21 protein-coding genes and 1 pseudogene are annotated in these 14507 nt (G+C 60.3%); 16 read left to right on the top strand and 6 right to left on the bottom strand.

Going from position 1 to position 14507, the window contains the following annotated elements:
- The first annotated feature begins 70 nt into the window (after positions 1–70).
- Entirely contained in the window at positions 71–757 is a 687-nt protein-coding gene (locus QRN67_RS17790) for a YqaJ viral recombinase family nuclease (protein ID WP_285412906.1), read from the top strand.
- Positions 758–788: 31 nt separating this feature from the next.
- Here QRN67_RS17790 and QRN67_RS17785 read toward each other — a convergent pair whose 3' ends face one another.
- On the bottom strand, positions 789–1019 hold the full coding sequence (locus QRN67_RS17785; protein ID WP_285412905.1) for a hypothetical protein: 231 nt from the start codon (positions 1017–1019) through the stop codon (positions 789–791).
- Positions 1020–1174: 155 nt separating this feature from the next.
- On the opposite strand from QRN67_RS17785, the gene QRN67_RS17780 reads away from it, so the two are divergent.
- The 9 genes from QRN67_RS17780 (at position 1175) to QRN67_RS17740 (ending at position 5162) form a co-directional block, all read left to right on the top strand.
- Positions 1175–1570, top strand: a complete 396-nt coding sequence (locus QRN67_RS17780) for a hypothetical protein (protein WP_285412904.1) — start codon at positions 1175–1177, stop codon at positions 1568–1570.
- Positions 1561–2139, top strand: coding sequence for a hypothetical protein (locus QRN67_RS17775; protein WP_285412902.1), 579 nt, complete (start codon positions 1561–1563; stop codon positions 2137–2139). The genes QRN67_RS17780 and QRN67_RS17775 overlap by 10 nt, the downstream gene beginning before the upstream one ends.
- Positions 2126–2308 (top strand): hypothetical protein, encoded by a 183-nt coding sequence (locus QRN67_RS17770; protein ID WP_285412901.1) that lies wholly within the window; start codon positions 2126–2128, stop codon positions 2306–2308. Before QRN67_RS17775 ends, QRN67_RS17770 begins: the two co-directional genes overlap by 14 nt.
- A 256-nt stretch (positions 2309–2564) precedes the next feature.
- The gene (locus QRN67_RS17765) at positions 2565–3089 is read left to right on the top strand and encodes a hypothetical protein (protein WP_285412900.1); all 525 of its coding nucleotides are present in this window, start codon (positions 2565–2567) and stop codon (positions 3087–3089) included.
- A complete protein-coding gene (locus tag QRN67_RS17760) occupies positions 3086–3400 on the top strand; it encodes a hypothetical protein (protein WP_285412899.1) in 315 nt (104 codons plus the stop codon). The genes QRN67_RS17765 and QRN67_RS17760 overlap by 4 nt, the downstream gene beginning before the upstream one ends.
- Complete coding sequence (locus QRN67_RS17755; protein WP_285412898.1) at positions 3397–3627, top strand: hypothetical protein; 231 nt, start codon at positions 3397–3399, stop codon at positions 3625–3627. The genes QRN67_RS17760 and QRN67_RS17755 overlap by 4 nt, the downstream gene beginning before the upstream one ends.
- The gene (locus tag QRN67_RS17750) at positions 3624–3902 is read left to right on the top strand and encodes a hypothetical protein (protein ID WP_350226903.1); all 279 of its coding nucleotides are present in this window, start codon (positions 3624–3626) and stop codon (positions 3900–3902) included. The genes QRN67_RS17755 and QRN67_RS17750 overlap by 4 nt, the downstream gene beginning before the upstream one ends.
- 232 nt (positions 3903–4134) lie before the next feature.
- Entirely contained in the window at positions 4135–4920 is a 786-nt protein-coding gene (locus tag QRN67_RS17745) for a DUF7227 family protein (RefSeq protein WP_285412896.1), read from the top strand.
- On the top strand, positions 4917–5162 hold the full coding sequence (locus QRN67_RS17740) for a hypothetical protein (protein ID WP_285412894.1): 246 nt from the start codon (positions 4917–4919) through the stop codon (positions 5160–5162). The genes QRN67_RS17745 and QRN67_RS17740 overlap by 4 nt, the downstream gene beginning before the upstream one ends.
- Positions 5163–5594: 432 nt before the next feature.
- Here the strand turns inward: QRN67_RS17740 and QRN67_RS17735 are convergent, their stop codons facing one another.
- Positions 5595–5939: a helix-turn-helix domain-containing protein gene (locus QRN67_RS17735; RefSeq protein ID WP_285412893.1), complete on the bottom strand. Its 345-nt coding sequence runs from the start codon at positions 5937–5939 to the stop codon at positions 5595–5597.
- A 93-nt stretch (positions 5940–6032) separates the two neighbouring features.
- Between QRN67_RS17735 and QRN67_RS17730 the strand changes: the two genes are divergently transcribed.
- From QRN67_RS17730 to QRN67_RS17710, 5 genes are all read left to right on the top strand, one after another.
- Positions 6033–6407: a hypothetical protein gene (locus QRN67_RS17730; protein ID WP_285412891.1), complete on the top strand. Its 375-nt coding sequence runs from the start codon at positions 6033–6035 to the stop codon at positions 6405–6407.
- Between the two features lie 69 nt (positions 6408–6476).
- Positions 6477–6887 (top strand): hypothetical protein, encoded by a 411-nt coding sequence (locus tag QRN67_RS17725; protein WP_285412890.1) that lies wholly within the window; start codon positions 6477–6479, stop codon positions 6885–6887.
- A 70-nt stretch (positions 6888–6957) separates the two neighbouring features.
- Positions 6958–7203, top strand: coding sequence for a hypothetical protein (locus QRN67_RS17720; protein WP_285412889.1), 246 nt, complete (start codon positions 6958–6960; stop codon positions 7201–7203).
- Positions 7204–7369: 166 nt separating this feature from the next.
- Entirely contained in the window at positions 7370–8350 is a 981-nt protein-coding gene (locus QRN67_RS17715; protein ID WP_285412888.1) for an HlyD family secretion protein, read from the top strand.
- A gap of 252 nt (positions 8351–8602) precedes the next feature.
- Entirely contained in the window at positions 8603–9319 is a 717-nt protein-coding gene (locus tag QRN67_RS17710; protein ID WP_285412887.1) for a MobA/MobL family protein, read from the top strand.
- Between the two features lie 387 nt (positions 9320–9706).
- Here the strand turns inward: QRN67_RS17710 and QRN67_RS17705 are convergent, their stop codons facing one another.
- From QRN67_RS17705 to QRN67_RS17690, 4 genes are all read right to left on the bottom strand, one after another.
- Positions 9707–11170, bottom strand: a complete 1464-nt coding sequence (locus QRN67_RS17705) for a YfjI family protein (protein ID WP_285412886.1) — start codon at positions 11168–11170, stop codon at positions 9707–9709.
- 134 nt (positions 11171–11304) lie between these two features.
- Positions 11305–11550 (bottom strand): AlpA family phage regulatory protein, encoded by a 246-nt coding sequence (locus QRN67_RS17700; protein ID WP_285412885.1) that lies wholly within the window; start codon positions 11548–11550, stop codon positions 11305–11307.
- A 711-nt stretch (positions 11551–12261) separates the two neighbouring features.
- The gene (locus tag QRN67_RS17695; protein ID WP_285412884.1) at positions 12262–13026 is read right to left on the bottom strand and encodes a hypothetical protein; all 765 of its coding nucleotides are present in this window, start codon (positions 13024–13026) and stop codon (positions 12262–12264) included.
- 133 nt (positions 13027–13159) lie between these two features.
- Positions 13160–13336 carry a hypothetical protein gene (locus QRN67_RS17690; RefSeq protein WP_285412883.1) on the bottom strand — a complete coding sequence of 59 codons (177 nt, stop codon included), beginning with the start codon at positions 13334–13336 and terminating at the stop codon, positions 13160–13162.
- A gap of 250 nt (positions 13337–13586) precedes the next feature.
- Between QRN67_RS17690 and QRN67_RS17685 the strand changes: the two are divergent.
- Positions 13587–14507, top strand: a pseudogene (locus QRN67_RS17685) (IS3 family transposase); the annotation flags it as partial.

Below are 14507 nucleotides of genomic sequence, written 5' to 3'. Positions count from 1 at the left end.
CCGAAGCCCCGTGTCTCCTTGCGGAGAACGGGGCTTCGTGCCGATGGGCCTCACTTCCCAGGAAAAAACCATGATCCACACACGCGCGGAGCGCCTGCGAACCTCTTCGAGAAGTGGCGCCGTACTGCAACTTGTCCCGAAGCTCATTCCCGATCGTCGGACCCACACCGTTAGTCCATCCGAGCCATGCGGCGCAAGTCTCACGAACCTCGACGCCGCTGCAGCCCTCGGCCTGGACCCCTTCAAGTCCGAGGTGCGCCTCTGGATGGAAAAGACGGGCCGGCAGGACCTGTTGCAACCGCGGCAACAGCATCAGCAAGAGGACAGCATGGAGTACTGGAGCCGCCTGCTGGAGCCCATCGTGGCCGCGCACTACACCCAACGCACCGGGCGCCAGATCCGGCGCACCGACACCGAGCGGCGCCATCCGCGCCATCCCTGGATGGTCGCCACCGTCAACCGAGAGGTCGTGGCTTCACCGGACGTCCAGTTGCTGGAGTGCCTGTGCGTCGGCATGAATGCTGCCCCCCTGTGGGCGGAGGGCATGCCCGCATACATCCGGCTTCGCGTTGTCCATCTGCTGGCGGTCACAGGCCAACGCGCGGCCGATGTGGTCGTGCTGCTGGGTGGGCAGGACCTGCAGATCTATCGCGTCGAGCGCGATGAGGCCGAGATCGCGCGGCTCATTCGGGCGGAACGCGCGTTCTGGCGCGGGGTGGAACTGGACCGGGCGCCGGCGGCCCGGGATGGCGATTGACCGACGTCGCAAGGGGCCGGAGCTACCGGCATCAGCGTGTGCGCCAGAGCTGCCACCACCGGCGCTGCGCCATCCTCGTCTCGAGAGGGCGCAGGTCCAAGGTGTCGTAGTTCGTGAACGGGGCCCCGACACGTCGGCGCAGTTCCGTCTCGAGTTCATGGGCGATGCCGCGCGCGTGAAGCTCGCCCTCCAGGGCCTTCCTGCGCCACTCGGTGGCTATCGCACTCAACGCCTCGTCGGGCAGCTCCTGCGTTGTTGTCATTCCCAGATTGTGCCGCCTTGGGCGGAACTGTCTTGACAGGTGGCTTGCCATGACCACGCAGGCATTGCCCCCCAGCGCGGGCACGCGTTCCTTCTTTCCTTTCCCTTCATTTCTTTTCCATCTTTCCTTCCATCTTCTCTTCACAAGGAATACCCATGACCAACGATTCAAGCGTTCACTCTGCGGCGGATCACGAACCTTCCACGTTGTCGTCCGCTGGCCTTCACCGCTACATCGCTCGCACGCTGCGCGTTAGCGCGCGGCACCTCCCCTGGGAGATCGCCCAACAGATTCATGTGGAACACCAGACAGGCGAGATCTGTGGCGCTTTTCAGTCCGCTGCTGGCCTCCTGATCCTCGAGCTCGACGACTACAGCTGGCGCGCCGAGGTCAACGCCGACAACATCGCTGCGGCCCAGGCACTGGGATGGCATGCGCTGCGCCGGTTGCTGCAACTTGCACAGAACCACCAGTGCGAAGCTCTGGAGCTCTCGGGCGACAACCTGGTGCTGCCGGCCGTTCTAGCGTTCGAGGTCTTCACATGGCCGTGATTCCGATCGAAGCTTCCGGCAAATATCTGCTGGGCCGCGATCTGTACACCGGCCATCAGCTGCAGCGCGCCCTTCATTGCGCCCACAGCGTGACACGCGCCTACGAGATTGCCGACATCGCCAACGGTGGCGACGGCTCCGTGGACTGGAGCGACATCGACGATGCACAGAAGGAGGCCGCCGATGCGATGGGACTTGTTGCGATGGGCCAGATCATCGCGGAAGCGTGCGAGTTCAACGGCTTCGAATCCCCGAGGTTGGAGGCGGCCGGTGCGCAAGATGCAGCGTCCTTGCTTACCGCCGAGGAGAACGCCGAGGCCTGTGCCGAAGGCTGGTCGCTCTTCACGCACTTCGGCGAGATCGTCGAGCTTCGGCTCGAGTGCATCGACAGCCCCGACGAGGGGGACGGTGCGCTGCCCGACGATGCCGCAGCCTGGCACCGGGTCTGGACCCGCGCCACGCCGCTGCACCTGAAGGTGATCGAGATCCTGAAGCGCTCCTCGCCAGCGGAGCACACGCGCATCGAGGCCTATGTCCACGGCCTGGAGGCTTGCCTTGCTCACGCTTGAACGCCTGGCGCGTGACGTCGTGACCTCCTGGGAGCATGGCGATCTGGCCGCGGCCGTGCGGGCGCTGGACCAGCGCTTGCAGGAGATCGCCAGTGACCGGGAGACGAAGCAGGAGCTGATCGAGCGCGCCATCGGCATCCATGCGAACGACGACACGCAACCTGGATGACGCCTTGCGGCGAAGTCAATTTCTCTCTTCAACACCTACTAATCCGGCACCCCCCGTTCACCTATCAATCCACCGCCCCATCACCCATCCATCCAGCCCGCCTTGCGCGGGCTTTTTTACGTCCACCCGATGCACAACGACACACGCGTTCCACGGATCGATACGACCTTCACGGCCCTTGCGATCCAACCCTCACCTTTCCATGCGCCTGGCGCCCGCCTCGCGTTCACCGATTCGTCGGCCGTGGGAGCCTGACATGGGGACCATCCTCTACCGCGCCACCAAGGACCAGGCCGTCCACGACGAGCTGGCCAGTGTGGCGGCCTATTCCACGGTGCTCGCCCACCGCACGATCGGCAACCGGCTGTGGTTCCTGGCCCAGACCCACTCAGGCGCACACGTCGGCCGCAAATGGATCGGCCTGACGCTCATCGACTGTCGGGGTGGCGAGGCGGCCGTCAAGAGCATGGACGAGACCTGCGGGCTTTGCTACTACGACTGCCCACTCGCCTTCCTCGCGCAGGCCGATGCACCGACTGGGCCGTACGCGGGCCCCTGGCGCGAGAAGGTGCGTGCGTTCCATGCCAACCGGGCGGCCCGACGGTCAGCGATCCGGCAGGGCGCACGCGTTGCCTACGGCGCCCACACCTATGTGCTGCGACGCTGCCTCGGGCGGCGCGGATGGGACGTCGAGCGCGAACTCGATGGCCTGGTCCTGCGCATGAAATCCCGACAACTTGGCGACGCGACGGTGTTGCCGCCCAAGGAGAAACAACCATGAAAGGCAGATTCCAGCGGCACGTCACGGTGCCGAGCTATACCCGCGACCCCTTCACCCAGGACCTGCTGCAGTGGTCGGCCGACTTCGAGGTTCCCTCGATCAGCGAAGACGTGATCATCCGCATCAACGGAATCGGTCGCGCCAAGGTGGTCGGCTACGCCTCCCAGAACGGGTATCTGGGCGTGATGACCGTGCCGTACAGCCCGCCCGATTGGTGGATCCGGCAGAACGGTCCCCCCAGTCCCGACAACGCGGCGCTGGCGTTCGGCGCGGAGATCTCGTCAATCGTCCCTGGGGAGGGCTCCTCATGAACGCCCCGACCCGAACGACGTTGGTGTTCACGGCCGAGCTCGCCGTCTTCGACGAGGAGGCGCTGGCTCGAGCTGCCAAGACACGAGCGCTCGAGGACGGGCTGAGCGAGGCCGAGTGGGCGTCCATGCGTACAGGCCTGTCCGATGACCTGGTCATGTTGCTCGTTCCGGGCCTGATCGCCGATGCGGGCTTCGAGATCCTCCAGTCGACGTGCGAGGCGACATGAGCAGGCCATCTACCAACACATCCACCAACGTTGAATTCGTCACCGAGTTGATGGAGTTCAGTGCGCATGGGGCGCTCATCCAGGCGTTTGTCATGCAGGCGCTGGAGCAGTACGCCAAGCGGGTGGCTGCGATGACGCCGGAAGCGCTCGACACACCGATGGTCAGCGGCCATGCCTGGCACGGCTGTGCCGTCGAGGTCCGGGACAAGCTGGCCAGAAGGCTGGGCAGGAGTGACGCGAGTCCGCCAGCCGCCGCGTCCTCGCAGAGGTCCTGACCCTCAACGGCCTCTGACGGCCGCCGTTCACAAAAGGCGCAACGCCTGCAGCGGACTTCCCGGTCCGCTTCTTCCCCACCCGTATCCCCGCACGCGCATCCCCCCACGCCCCGGCCTCTCTGGCCTGGGGCGTGGAGGGTCTGCGCGTGCGGTTCTGGCTCGGCCCCTCGGGGCGGGCTTTTTCCCTGGCGCTGTCGTCGATGGCAGCGCTCACAACATAGAGGATTTGACTTTGTCCATTTCGATCATGGCGCGGGCAGAGGCTCGCCCGAACCCAGCCCGCGCGCCTCAAAACCGCTCGGATATCTCTCCAGTGCATCTACCCGCACAGGGCGTCTTCACTTACCACCTGGTGCGCGTCAGTCGCAACCGCAAGACCGGTCCGATCCCGGTCACGACCACGAGTGCGAACGCGTGTCCAGCGAACTGCAGCTTCAAGGGGAACGGCTGCTATGCGGAAAGCGGCCCGCTGGCCATTCACTGGAAGGCGGTGTCCCGCGGAATGCGCGGCAGCAGCTTTGACGAACTTCTGCAGGAGATCACCACGCTACGACGCCATGCACTGTGGCGCCACAACCAGGCGGGGGATCTGACGCCCCAGGCGCCGGGGGTCATCGACGCGCAACTGTTGACACGGCTGGCCATGGCCAACAGGGGGCGGCGTGGATTCACCTATACCCACTATCCGCCCACGGCCATCAACCGGATCGCGATCCAGAGCGCCAACAGGCTCGGCTTCACGGTCAACCTCAGTGCGGAGAGCTTGGCGCAAGCCGACGCTTATGCGGATCTGGGCATCGCGCCTGTGGTGGTCGTGCTGCCGCACGACGCCACCAGGTCCACCCGCACACCGGCCGGGCGCCAGGTGATCGTCTGTCCGGCCAGCACCGGGAACTCGGATTGTCTGAACTGCGGGATCTGCCAGCAACGGGATCGTGCAGCGATCGTGGGGTTTCCGGCTCACGGCAGTGGGGCATCGCGCGTGCAGGCGGTCTTTGATCGGGAGGACCTGCAATGACGACGTCTCAAGTCGGCCAATCGCCGGTGTCCGACGCTGGCCTCGAGTTCGATGAAGCGTTTCTGGAGCGCGTGGATCGCGCGGGACTGCTCTGCAAGCAGCGCGATCCGTACCGGATGGATCACGTCCACCGTGCGCTTGAAGAGGAGGTCCAACGTGCAGCGCCTAGAGATCAGGAGCGCGAACAGACCAACCGTCGCAGCGCCAGAACCGTAGGCATGAACACGTGGGAAGCGAGATGACGACCTTTCCAGGGCCCCTCGAATACTTGGCCGCGTTCGCAATCGTGCTGGCTGTCGGCCTTTTGTTCGGACTGCTGTTCGGGTTTGGGGTTGGCTGGCAATGGCGTTCGAGGCAGCGTCACCCCTAAGGGCTGCGCCTCTGGGTCTCGTGCTGCAGCGCTTGACCCATTCCCATCGAGTTGGCCGGCTCGGTGGACCGCTCCCTTCCGCGGGAGTTTTACGGTGGCTCGCTCCAAGCGGATCTAAGGGGCGGGCGAGACACACTCTTCCGACTAGGCAGTTGCCACGATGCCCCGTCCGATGGGTCTGAAGATTGGGAGCCCTCTCAAGCGCTGACGTTGGCATTCAAGGACTGCGAAGTCAATGTCTACAGGCTGACGGTCCCTCATGTCTTGGCAATCAGCGTCCATCGCGAGCATCGAGTAGGGATGCCTATTTTGTCGTCGCAAGCTCCTGAACTGATCGAAGAACCTGCTTCTTCATCCGCGCACCAAAACCGTGATAAAGCCGCAGAAGTTCTGCCTCATCGTCATCGACCGCCCAGAAATAAGAAAGCGGCACCCCGAGCGCTCGCGCCAGATGCGTCGCCATCAAGACATCTGGAGTGTGTTTGCCGCGTTCGTACTGATTGATACGAGCGCTCGCCGAAAACTCATCGACCCCAGCGTTGATGCCGAGCTTCTCTTGCGACAGTTGACTGCGCAAGCGGGCCGCCTTTAGCCGTCGGGCAAACAAAGGAAGCTCTGGGTCGATCTGAGCATGGAGCGCACGCGGCATCCTCAGATGGTCTTAGTTTCATCTTTTTCTTATACTAAGGAATCCTTAGTATATATGCGGCTGCGAAGCGGCCCTTTCGCTCTCAACACTCCTATGAACATCCACTTCGCTCGAAACAATCAAACCCGCTTCGTCAAGCACGGCTTCTCGTGGCAGCTCTTCTTCTTCGGACCGGTCGCATTCCTGATGCGTGGTCAATGGCCGCTGGCGCTGTTGTGCGCGGTCTTCCTGTATGCGACCTTTTTCGTCGTGGGGCTCGCCATCTTGTTGGTGCTCGACCCGGCCGAAGACTGGGTGGCCCAGACCTGGGCAATCCTCGTCGCGTGCGGGCTCGTGGGGTATTTCGGTAACCGGATTTCGGCGCGCTCCTATGTGAAGAACGGCTGGGTGCCGGTCGATGCCTTTCCGCCCGACTGGAATATCCCGCAGCTGATCGCGCCCCAGCCTGCCGATGCCAAGCTTGGTTGAACGGCTTTCGCCCGACCGGAATTCGTCCGATCGGGCTCGTTTCAAGTCCACTTTCTTTCAAGGCTCCCCATGAGAACCATGCTCGGCACCGTCTTCGCGGTACTCGCCGCGATCGTCTTGACCCCTGTGGCGCTTGCCCAGGGCAGAGATCCGCTCATCAACCCCGATGCCGTGCGGCATCAGATCGACCGCTCGGCCATGGAGATCCAAATCCAGGGCTGGAGCCGCGACCTCAAGTACCCGGTCTATCCGATCCGGGTGCAGGCCGGCGGCAACGGCGTGTATTACACGACGACCGAGCGTGTGAAGTCATACAAGGAGTTCGACTTCGACGAGCTGCGCTGCGAAATCGGGGACGCCGACCGCGCCGTGCTCAAGGCCCCTGGCTACGTCTGCACCGATGGCGTGTGCATGACCAAGGAGGGCGCAATCCTTGGCACCGATCCACGTCGCTCAGTCAACAAGAAGCACAAGTGCTAGCGGCGGCATAGCCGCCTTCCTGCCTCGACAACCATCCCCTTCCTTATCCAACTTCCGAAAGCAAATCACCATGGGTTCGCTCAACGTCTATCACCTTCTCATCGTCGCAGGCCTGATCGTTCCTCCTGTACTGGGCTGGCGCTTCGCGAAGAAGCTCGGGTATCACGGCGCCTGGGGCCTCTTGGCATGGAGCTTCGTGTTCCCCTGGGCCGGCGTCGTCCTGCTGGCTGTGCTGGTCTTCGTGAAGCTGCCATTCGAGCGCCAGGGCGCCATCGGCCGGGATTCATCGCCCGGCGTCACTCCTGCTGCCCGATAGCCCTCGATCGTTCAGCACGGCCCAGTCCTCAGCCTGAGCTGTGTCTCCTCCATCTAGCGCTGCGATACCCCGTTGCTCGCGTTCCCGCACAACGGGCATCAAGCGCATCCCTCTCATCCACCAATCAAGAGTAGCAAACGCTCACTCTAACCGTGAGCAAAGATTAATGAACACCTTTCAACTCGCAAGAACATCAGCGCTGCTCCTCGTCAGCGTTGCACTGGGTGCCTGCACGAACTCCAGCATCACCCAAGTGAAAGAAAGCGCACTGTCCCAGAGCAACTTCACCTTCGGCGAAGTGCTTGACGGTGCCAAGGGCTGCAAATCCACGGATTGGGATCACAGCAAGGCCGACTATGGCCAAACGCTCGTTGAATTCACCTGCCTGACGGAGACAAGCGACGAGGTCGTTCAAGCGGCAAAGCAACGAAGTCTGCAAGAACTGGACAGGGTGGCGCTGGAGAAAGAGCAGCGGTACGCAAAGATGCTCGAAGCCGCCGAGCAGAACCTGGCGAACGCCAAGAACCTGTTGGAGCGCTCAGAGCAAGCTCGCAAATCAAAGCTCGAATCCGCTGCGCAGGCATTGCAAGTCTACGAAGCACAAGCCGAGCAGGTGGCCAACAGTCCCATCAACAACCCGACGTGGAAGCGGATGGCTGAGCAGGAGCTGGCCAAAATGAAGTCTAACTATGCGGAGCTGCAAAGCAGGCTCGAGTCAGACCGCGTTGTCGAGCAGGCGCAAGACCAGGGAAGCATTGCTAACGCGCAAAAGCGACTGGAAGAAATGACTCAGTGGAAGGAGCGGTATCTGGCTGCTGCCAAAGCCACGAAAGAAAAGGTCACTGGAGATTTGAATGCTCATTTCTCAGGTTCACACAAATTCCAGTTGAAGGTCACTTTTTTAGCTCAGGAGAATAAAGGCGTGAACGTCAATTCTTCGGAGTGGTTCCTGGATGATAAGAAGGTGGCATCCAATGCCTTCATTCCCGCGTTCTTGCGTCACCCTCAGGATATGGATACGGCCTTGAAGGAGATGTTCAAGGAAAAGATTCAATTCAACTCGATGGAAAAGTATTCAAAGGAATTTCCGATTGAGTGTTCCTATGAATGGGATGGTCGAGTCAGCGCGTGTGCATTGAAGTCATGAGCAATTAATGTATATGCGGAGGCAAGCTTAAAAGGCTTGTTCTCCATATTTTTTTGTTGCGTCATGAGGCAAATGATCTATGGGATGAGAAGGTTGGATTGAATGAATGGAGGCTGATCAAGGGCATGGCTCTTGGTTGTATATATTTTTACACGCTTGCCTATTGGTATAGGACTCTCATGTCGAGGGACCAGAGAGAGGGTAAATGAGCTTGCGCACTTACCGTTTCTCTAATTACCACTAGGAGCAACCATGGCCAGTTTTCACATCACTATCAAGACAGGCAAAAAGGGTAGTGCAGCCCGGCATTCGAGCTATATCGCTCGCGAAGGCCAATACGCCCGGGACGATAAATCAGCCGACCTCATTGCCACTGGGCACGGCAATCTTCCACTATGGGCCAATGGCTCACCTCGCGCCCTATGGAGCGCCGCGGACAAATTCGAACGAAGCAATGCCGCCACCTATCGGGAATACGAAGTGGCACTGCCGGGCGAGTTGACGGCTGATCAGAATAACGAGTTGGTCAACTCGTACATCGAGGAGAGCTTCAGGGGCAAGCCCTACCAGTACGCCATCCACTGCCCCACCGCGGCCCTCGGTGGCGTTCCCCAGCCACATGCGCACATCATGATTTCTGAGCGCCTTGAAGATCAGTACGACCGCGAAGCGGCCCAGTACTTCAGGCGCTACAACCCGGCACATCCCGAGCGCGGCGGGTGTCGAAAGGACAACTGTGGTCGTCCGCGCGGAGTGCTCGGCGCCGAGGCGACCATGCGGCGCAAGCACTGGGCCGGCAAGCAAAACGAGTTCCTCGAGAGGTTTGGGCATGCGGCCCGTGTCGACCATCGCAGCCACCAGGAGCGGGGCCTGGCAGCCGCCCCGGGCAGACACTTGGGGCAGGCCGCTGTGCGAACCCTGACCCAGGAAGCCAAGGCCTCGGACGCGAAGCGCCCGGATGGTGTGTGAGTGTTTGCGGTCACGGGAAGGGGCGCGCAACTGAAGAAGCCGCGACTCCTGCTACTTGGTAGCAGGAGTCGCGGCGTCACCGGGGGCGGCCCGGTCTTGGTTGTGTCAACGCGGCTCTTCTAGCAGAGCCCGCGAACGACGCCTTCGGCTCTAGATGCGATCGGCCGGCAGGCCGCGGTGCGAAGCTTGACTCAGGAAGCCAAGGCCTAGGTTGCGGTGCGCCCGGGCGGCTTGTGAGCGTTTGAGGTCACCGGCAAGGGATGTGCAAATGAAAAAGCCGCGACTCTTGCTACTTGGTAGCAGGAGTCGCGGCTTTATGGGGGGCGGCCTATTCGCGATGGCGTCGATGTCGTCCTTCTCGCAGAGAACGCGAACTGCGCCTTCAGCTTAGATGCGACCTGTCGGCAGACCGCTGAACGGAGGCGGAAACCAGGCGGGCGGGTTCTGGACTGGGAAGAACTGCGGGTTCAGGTGCACGAACGTGGTTTTGTTGCAGAACTCGAGGCGCACGCGCCCGTCTCGCACCATCCAGACCAATGCGGCCTCGCTGCGGGCCTTACTGCGCAGGGTGGCCGGGCCCAGCTTCAGGATCTCGTTGCGGCGAAAGCGCGACATGCCGCCGTAGCGCAGGCACTGCTTGGTCAGCCAGTGCTGCAGGGTCACTGCATCGCTTTCGTCCTGCTCAACTTCGGGCTTGGCGCCGAACATCTCTTTGTGCTGCACCAGGTGCGCACGGGCAATATCGACGCCGCGCTGCGCGTTGGCCGCGTTGATCGGCGAGGGCCCGTGCTCGAAGTACTGAAGGATCGCGCTGATGCGCGCCGCCTGTTCTGCACTCTTGGATGCCGCTTCCGCGACGTCGCAGAGCTGGCCTCCGGGGGCTTGGGCTAATTCCGTCTCATTAAAGTAGTCGATCCACGGTTTGTAAGCCGCCGGCTCAAATTCCATGACGTACGTGTCGGGCGGGCCGTCGGGAATATGCGTTGCTTTCAGGATTTGCGTGACCTGGGCCTTGAATGCGTCCGATGCGGTGCGCGAAAAGGTCTCACCGGTGATGGTGCGGGAACCGCGCTTTGGAAAGGCCTTCGAAATCAGGAACCGGGACATGAAGCCGCTGTTGTGGATTTCGCTGCCCTTGCGGTTCAGGAATTTCTGCATCACCTCGTCCTGCACAGCGATCGTCACCGAAAAATTCGGCTTGACGATCTTCACCGTGTCCTTCGTAGCACGCACGATTTCGATGTCTTCGCTGCTCCAGAGCGAATTGAACAGGCCCAGGGAGCGGAAGAGGGCGGATTCCAGAACGACGCCGCCTTCCGACGAAATGATGGCAGCCGTCGGGTGCTCCTCGTGCAAACGCTGAGCTACGGCTTCGGGCGTGGCGTCTTGCATGATCAACTTGAACGCTTTCGGGCGCTTGGGCTTGTTGGCGAGCAGTTCCTCGATTTCCTCTTCGAGAACCTGCGTGGATGCTCCCGATTTCTCCAGATCGACCTTTTGGCGATGGAGTTCCTTGATCCCGGCCTCCCATTCGGGAAGCGCGAGACGATAGCTGTCGAGCAGCGGCTGCACCCGCATCTCGTCCTCGCGCTGGAAATTGATGAGGGGCTGAAAGATGTCCTTGTGCACCGTCGTCTTGCGCTCGCCGCTGGGGACGACATCAATAAAGGACAAGCTCACGGGGCCCAGTTGCCCGCCGGGGCGGCGCACCTGCAGCGTATGCTGGCACGCGATCGAGAGAGCAGAAAGGTGGGCCGAGAGAATCAACGAGGAGGGAGCCTGGGTGATGCGTTCGGTCTCCAGAACCGAGTTCAGGAGCGAGGCGGGGAGAGAGTAGATTGGGACAAACATAAAATAAAAAATACTTTGAATTAAAGGTTTTTTGCACTTCACGCATCGGCAGAAAGCCGAAAACGTGAAATGCCTTAAGTCGCTGAGTTGCGACGGTATTTGGAGCCCCGCAGGGCTCGGAGGGTGTGGTAGTCTTATTGAGCTTGCTGGCGGCCTTGCGAAATGCAGAGATCTACCCACTGCGAAATTTCCGATTCCAGCCAGCCCACTGCTTTTGCGTTGTTGCTCGAGCCAAGACGAACGGGCTTCGGAAAGTGCTTGTCGTAGCGTTTCGAACTAGGATTCATGCGGTCGTAGATCGTTGAGCGCGCTAATCCCGTGCGAACCTCCACTTCTGGCCGTCTCAAAACAATTTGCGCCTTCGCGTTGTTTGCATCCATGTCATTCCTTTCTTAGATGCGTTTGAAGAAGTACGAATTACACCAATCGCGTCTAAAAAAAAGGAGGGAATGGTCCGACCGCATTTTCAATACCCTTTGTCTTGACGTGGATATTTCGAGTCGAAAATTTTTGCTGTTCGCGCGGCTTGAGCGGCGAGACAGTTATTAATGGGCGCACTCGGCTGTCGTTCGAGACAGGGTGCAAATAGGAGTACGCGGATCGTTACGTCGCGTTGGCTATCAACCGAAGCGCGCGCGTCGGTGCCGCCCTGCGAGGGTGCGAGGCGAGAAGATCAGGAGTGGAAGCTTGTGGGTGGGTACGGATTGCCTGTAAGGCGGCCCGTAATTGCGATCACGCCGTAGGCGATAGCATCGGCTCTCGAAGCACGTGAGCTATTGGTCGCGCACGTTCACTGCCGCAAGGCCTTGGTCAAGGCGCGGCAGAGCTTGTAATGAGTGCCCGTCTCGTAAAAGCTAGCCGCTCTCAGCCTAAAGAGGCACGCGGCGGCCTCGCACGGCGGGCCATGTCTCGTTGGCCGCAAAAGCCGAGCTTCGCCGCGTGGCGGCACAACACAGTTCGGTTCACTTAGTTCGGGTGAATCCTGCTCAGTAGTGCAACAGTCGCGCCTATCTAAGATGAAGTGCGCTGATCCCTAGGCAGGCTCCTTGAGCAACTCAGGGATGCTGTACAGCACTCAGAATTCCGTGAATCTATGGCTTGGCAGCCAAATCCTCAGGCGGTCGTCCCTTCCCCGCAAAGCTCGGCCGGATAAGTGAAGCGGCAGCCTTGGCGAGCGTTCTGGACATTTCCTTTTCGACAAACCAGTCTTCGATATCCTGTGTTTTAGGATGCGTTTCCGGTTTTGCTTTGACAACTTTTGCATGCCCCCAGAAAATCACCGCAGCTTGCTTCATGTATTGAAGGAAGTCGGAATTGAATTCATTCTTGACATCAAAGAATCCTTCCGCAGGCCGCCTTAAGTAATCGGAAATCTCAGCATGAGAGACGAAAACGGTTTCCTTAGTAACGGTCAGCGGATCAGGGGATCCATCTTTATCGAAGGCCCAAGCTTGCCAAGCGCGGCGTGGATCTTTCCAAGAGATCTCTTTTCTTTTTTCAATATCGAATGGCAGTCGCTCGTCACTGTCCGTGGGATGCAGCCTTAGTGTCGGCCGTCCTTCACTGAAGCGATAACCAACTTCTGAATCGCTGACTAAGGCGGTGCCGCTTATGTTTAGTTTGAAACAATGCTCGGGGCGAAGCTTCAAAAAATCAGGAGTCAAAAGGGGGAGGCCAAGATTGCGTTCGCCGGAGGTGGTGCTTTCTAGCAATCGAAGTGTCTTTGTCTCCGGAATTCCAAAAATGAGCTCAATCCGATTGTGGGCCCCCAGGTCGAGAAGCGCGTTTTCAGTGCAACCGAGCTCTTTGGCTACGGCAGAGATTTCGTAAAAAAGTCGGGAGATTTCTTTTTTCATTGCTCGCGTATTGTGATTTCAGGATTAGACATTTGCCATCTGGGTGAACGAGACGGTCCCGCGTGCGCCGCATTCCGGTCGGTCACACCGGCGGCATGTTAGATGCGCCAGTGAATCGAAATGGTGACGAATGTCACTTTGGGAGCGACTCATGTTGCGGAATCTCGGCGATCTCTTGGCCGATGTGCAAACGCATCGTCTCTGCTTCCCAGAGCAAGGCTTCGATCCGTGACATTCCGCTGGATGCTTGCCGTTGAGGATCGAGGCGCAATTGGGTTTTCGGCGCGTCGGATGGCGACGGCTTGATCACGGAACTTCTAGCGTTCGACGTCTCGACTTGTTGAAGCACTCGCCGCCCGGCAGCAACTCGCGGCCGCGAAATTCGCTATCTGCTGGACCGAGCAGTGTGCTGGTCGCCTCGGATGCGGCAAGGAGATCCACGAATTCTCGCAACCCATTTCTTAGTGGTGCTAATGCTTGGCCGATGAAGCTGCGGGTGAATCGCCCCGGGTTTTCTAGACACCTCTGAGCCTCAAACCTGAGGCCCAATAGGAGGTGCCATGAGTAAGCAGAGATATCCCGAAGAGTTCAAGGCCGAAGCGGTCAAGCAGATCACCGAGCGCGGCCACAAGGTGGCCGATGTGTCGGCCCGGCTGGGCGTGAGTCAGCACAGTCTTTATCAATGGATCAAGGCCCAGCGCATGCCCGCCGGTGATCGGCAGGCGCAGGTGTCGCAGACAGACGAACTGCGGCGGCTGAAGGCCGAGCTCAAGCGTGTGACCGAGGAGCGCGACATCCTAAAAAAGGCCGCAGCGTACTTTGCCAAGCAGTCCGGGTGAAGTACGCATTCATCGAGCGCCATGAAGGCGAGCACAGCGTTCGCAGGCTGTGCAAGGTCATGGCCGTTCACCCCAGCGGCTACTACGCCTGGAAGGTCGAGCCGATGAGTTTTCGTGGCAAGGACGATCAACGTCTGCTGGGCCTTCTCAAGCACGCCTGGCTGGAGAGTGGCGGCGTCTATGGCTACCGCAAGCTGACCATGGACATGCGCGATCTGGGCGAGACATGCGGCAAGCATCGCGTGGCTCGCCTGCTCAAGCTCGAGGGGCTGCGCTCCCAGACGGGCTACCGCCGACGGCCTGGAAGTCGTGGTGGCAAGCCTGCCGTGGTCGCCCCCAATCATCTGCAGCGACGCTTCATCGTCAGCGAGCCCAACCAGTCCTGGGTCACGGACATCACCTACATCCGTACCCACGAGGGCTGGCTGTATCTGAGCGTGGTGATCGACTTGTTCTCGCGCCATGTCATCGGCTGGTCCATGGGGCACCGCATCGATACCGAATTGGCCCTCAATGCTTTGTTGATGGCTTTGTGGCGGCGCCAACCCAAAGCGACGGTCACCGTGCATTCCGACCAAGGCAGCCAGGGCGGATTCAACCGGTCGTCGCAACACCGGGTTCTCGAACGGATTTTAGGTATTC

The sequence above is a fragment of the Variovorax sp. efr-133-TYG-130 genome, from assembly GCF_030208835.1.
Classification (GTDB): Bacteria; Pseudomonadota; Gammaproteobacteria; order Burkholderiales; family Burkholderiaceae_C; genus Variovorax.
The sequence above is the reverse complement of the archived record's forward strand: the minus strand, read 5'-3'. Positions and strand labels throughout refer to the sequence as shown.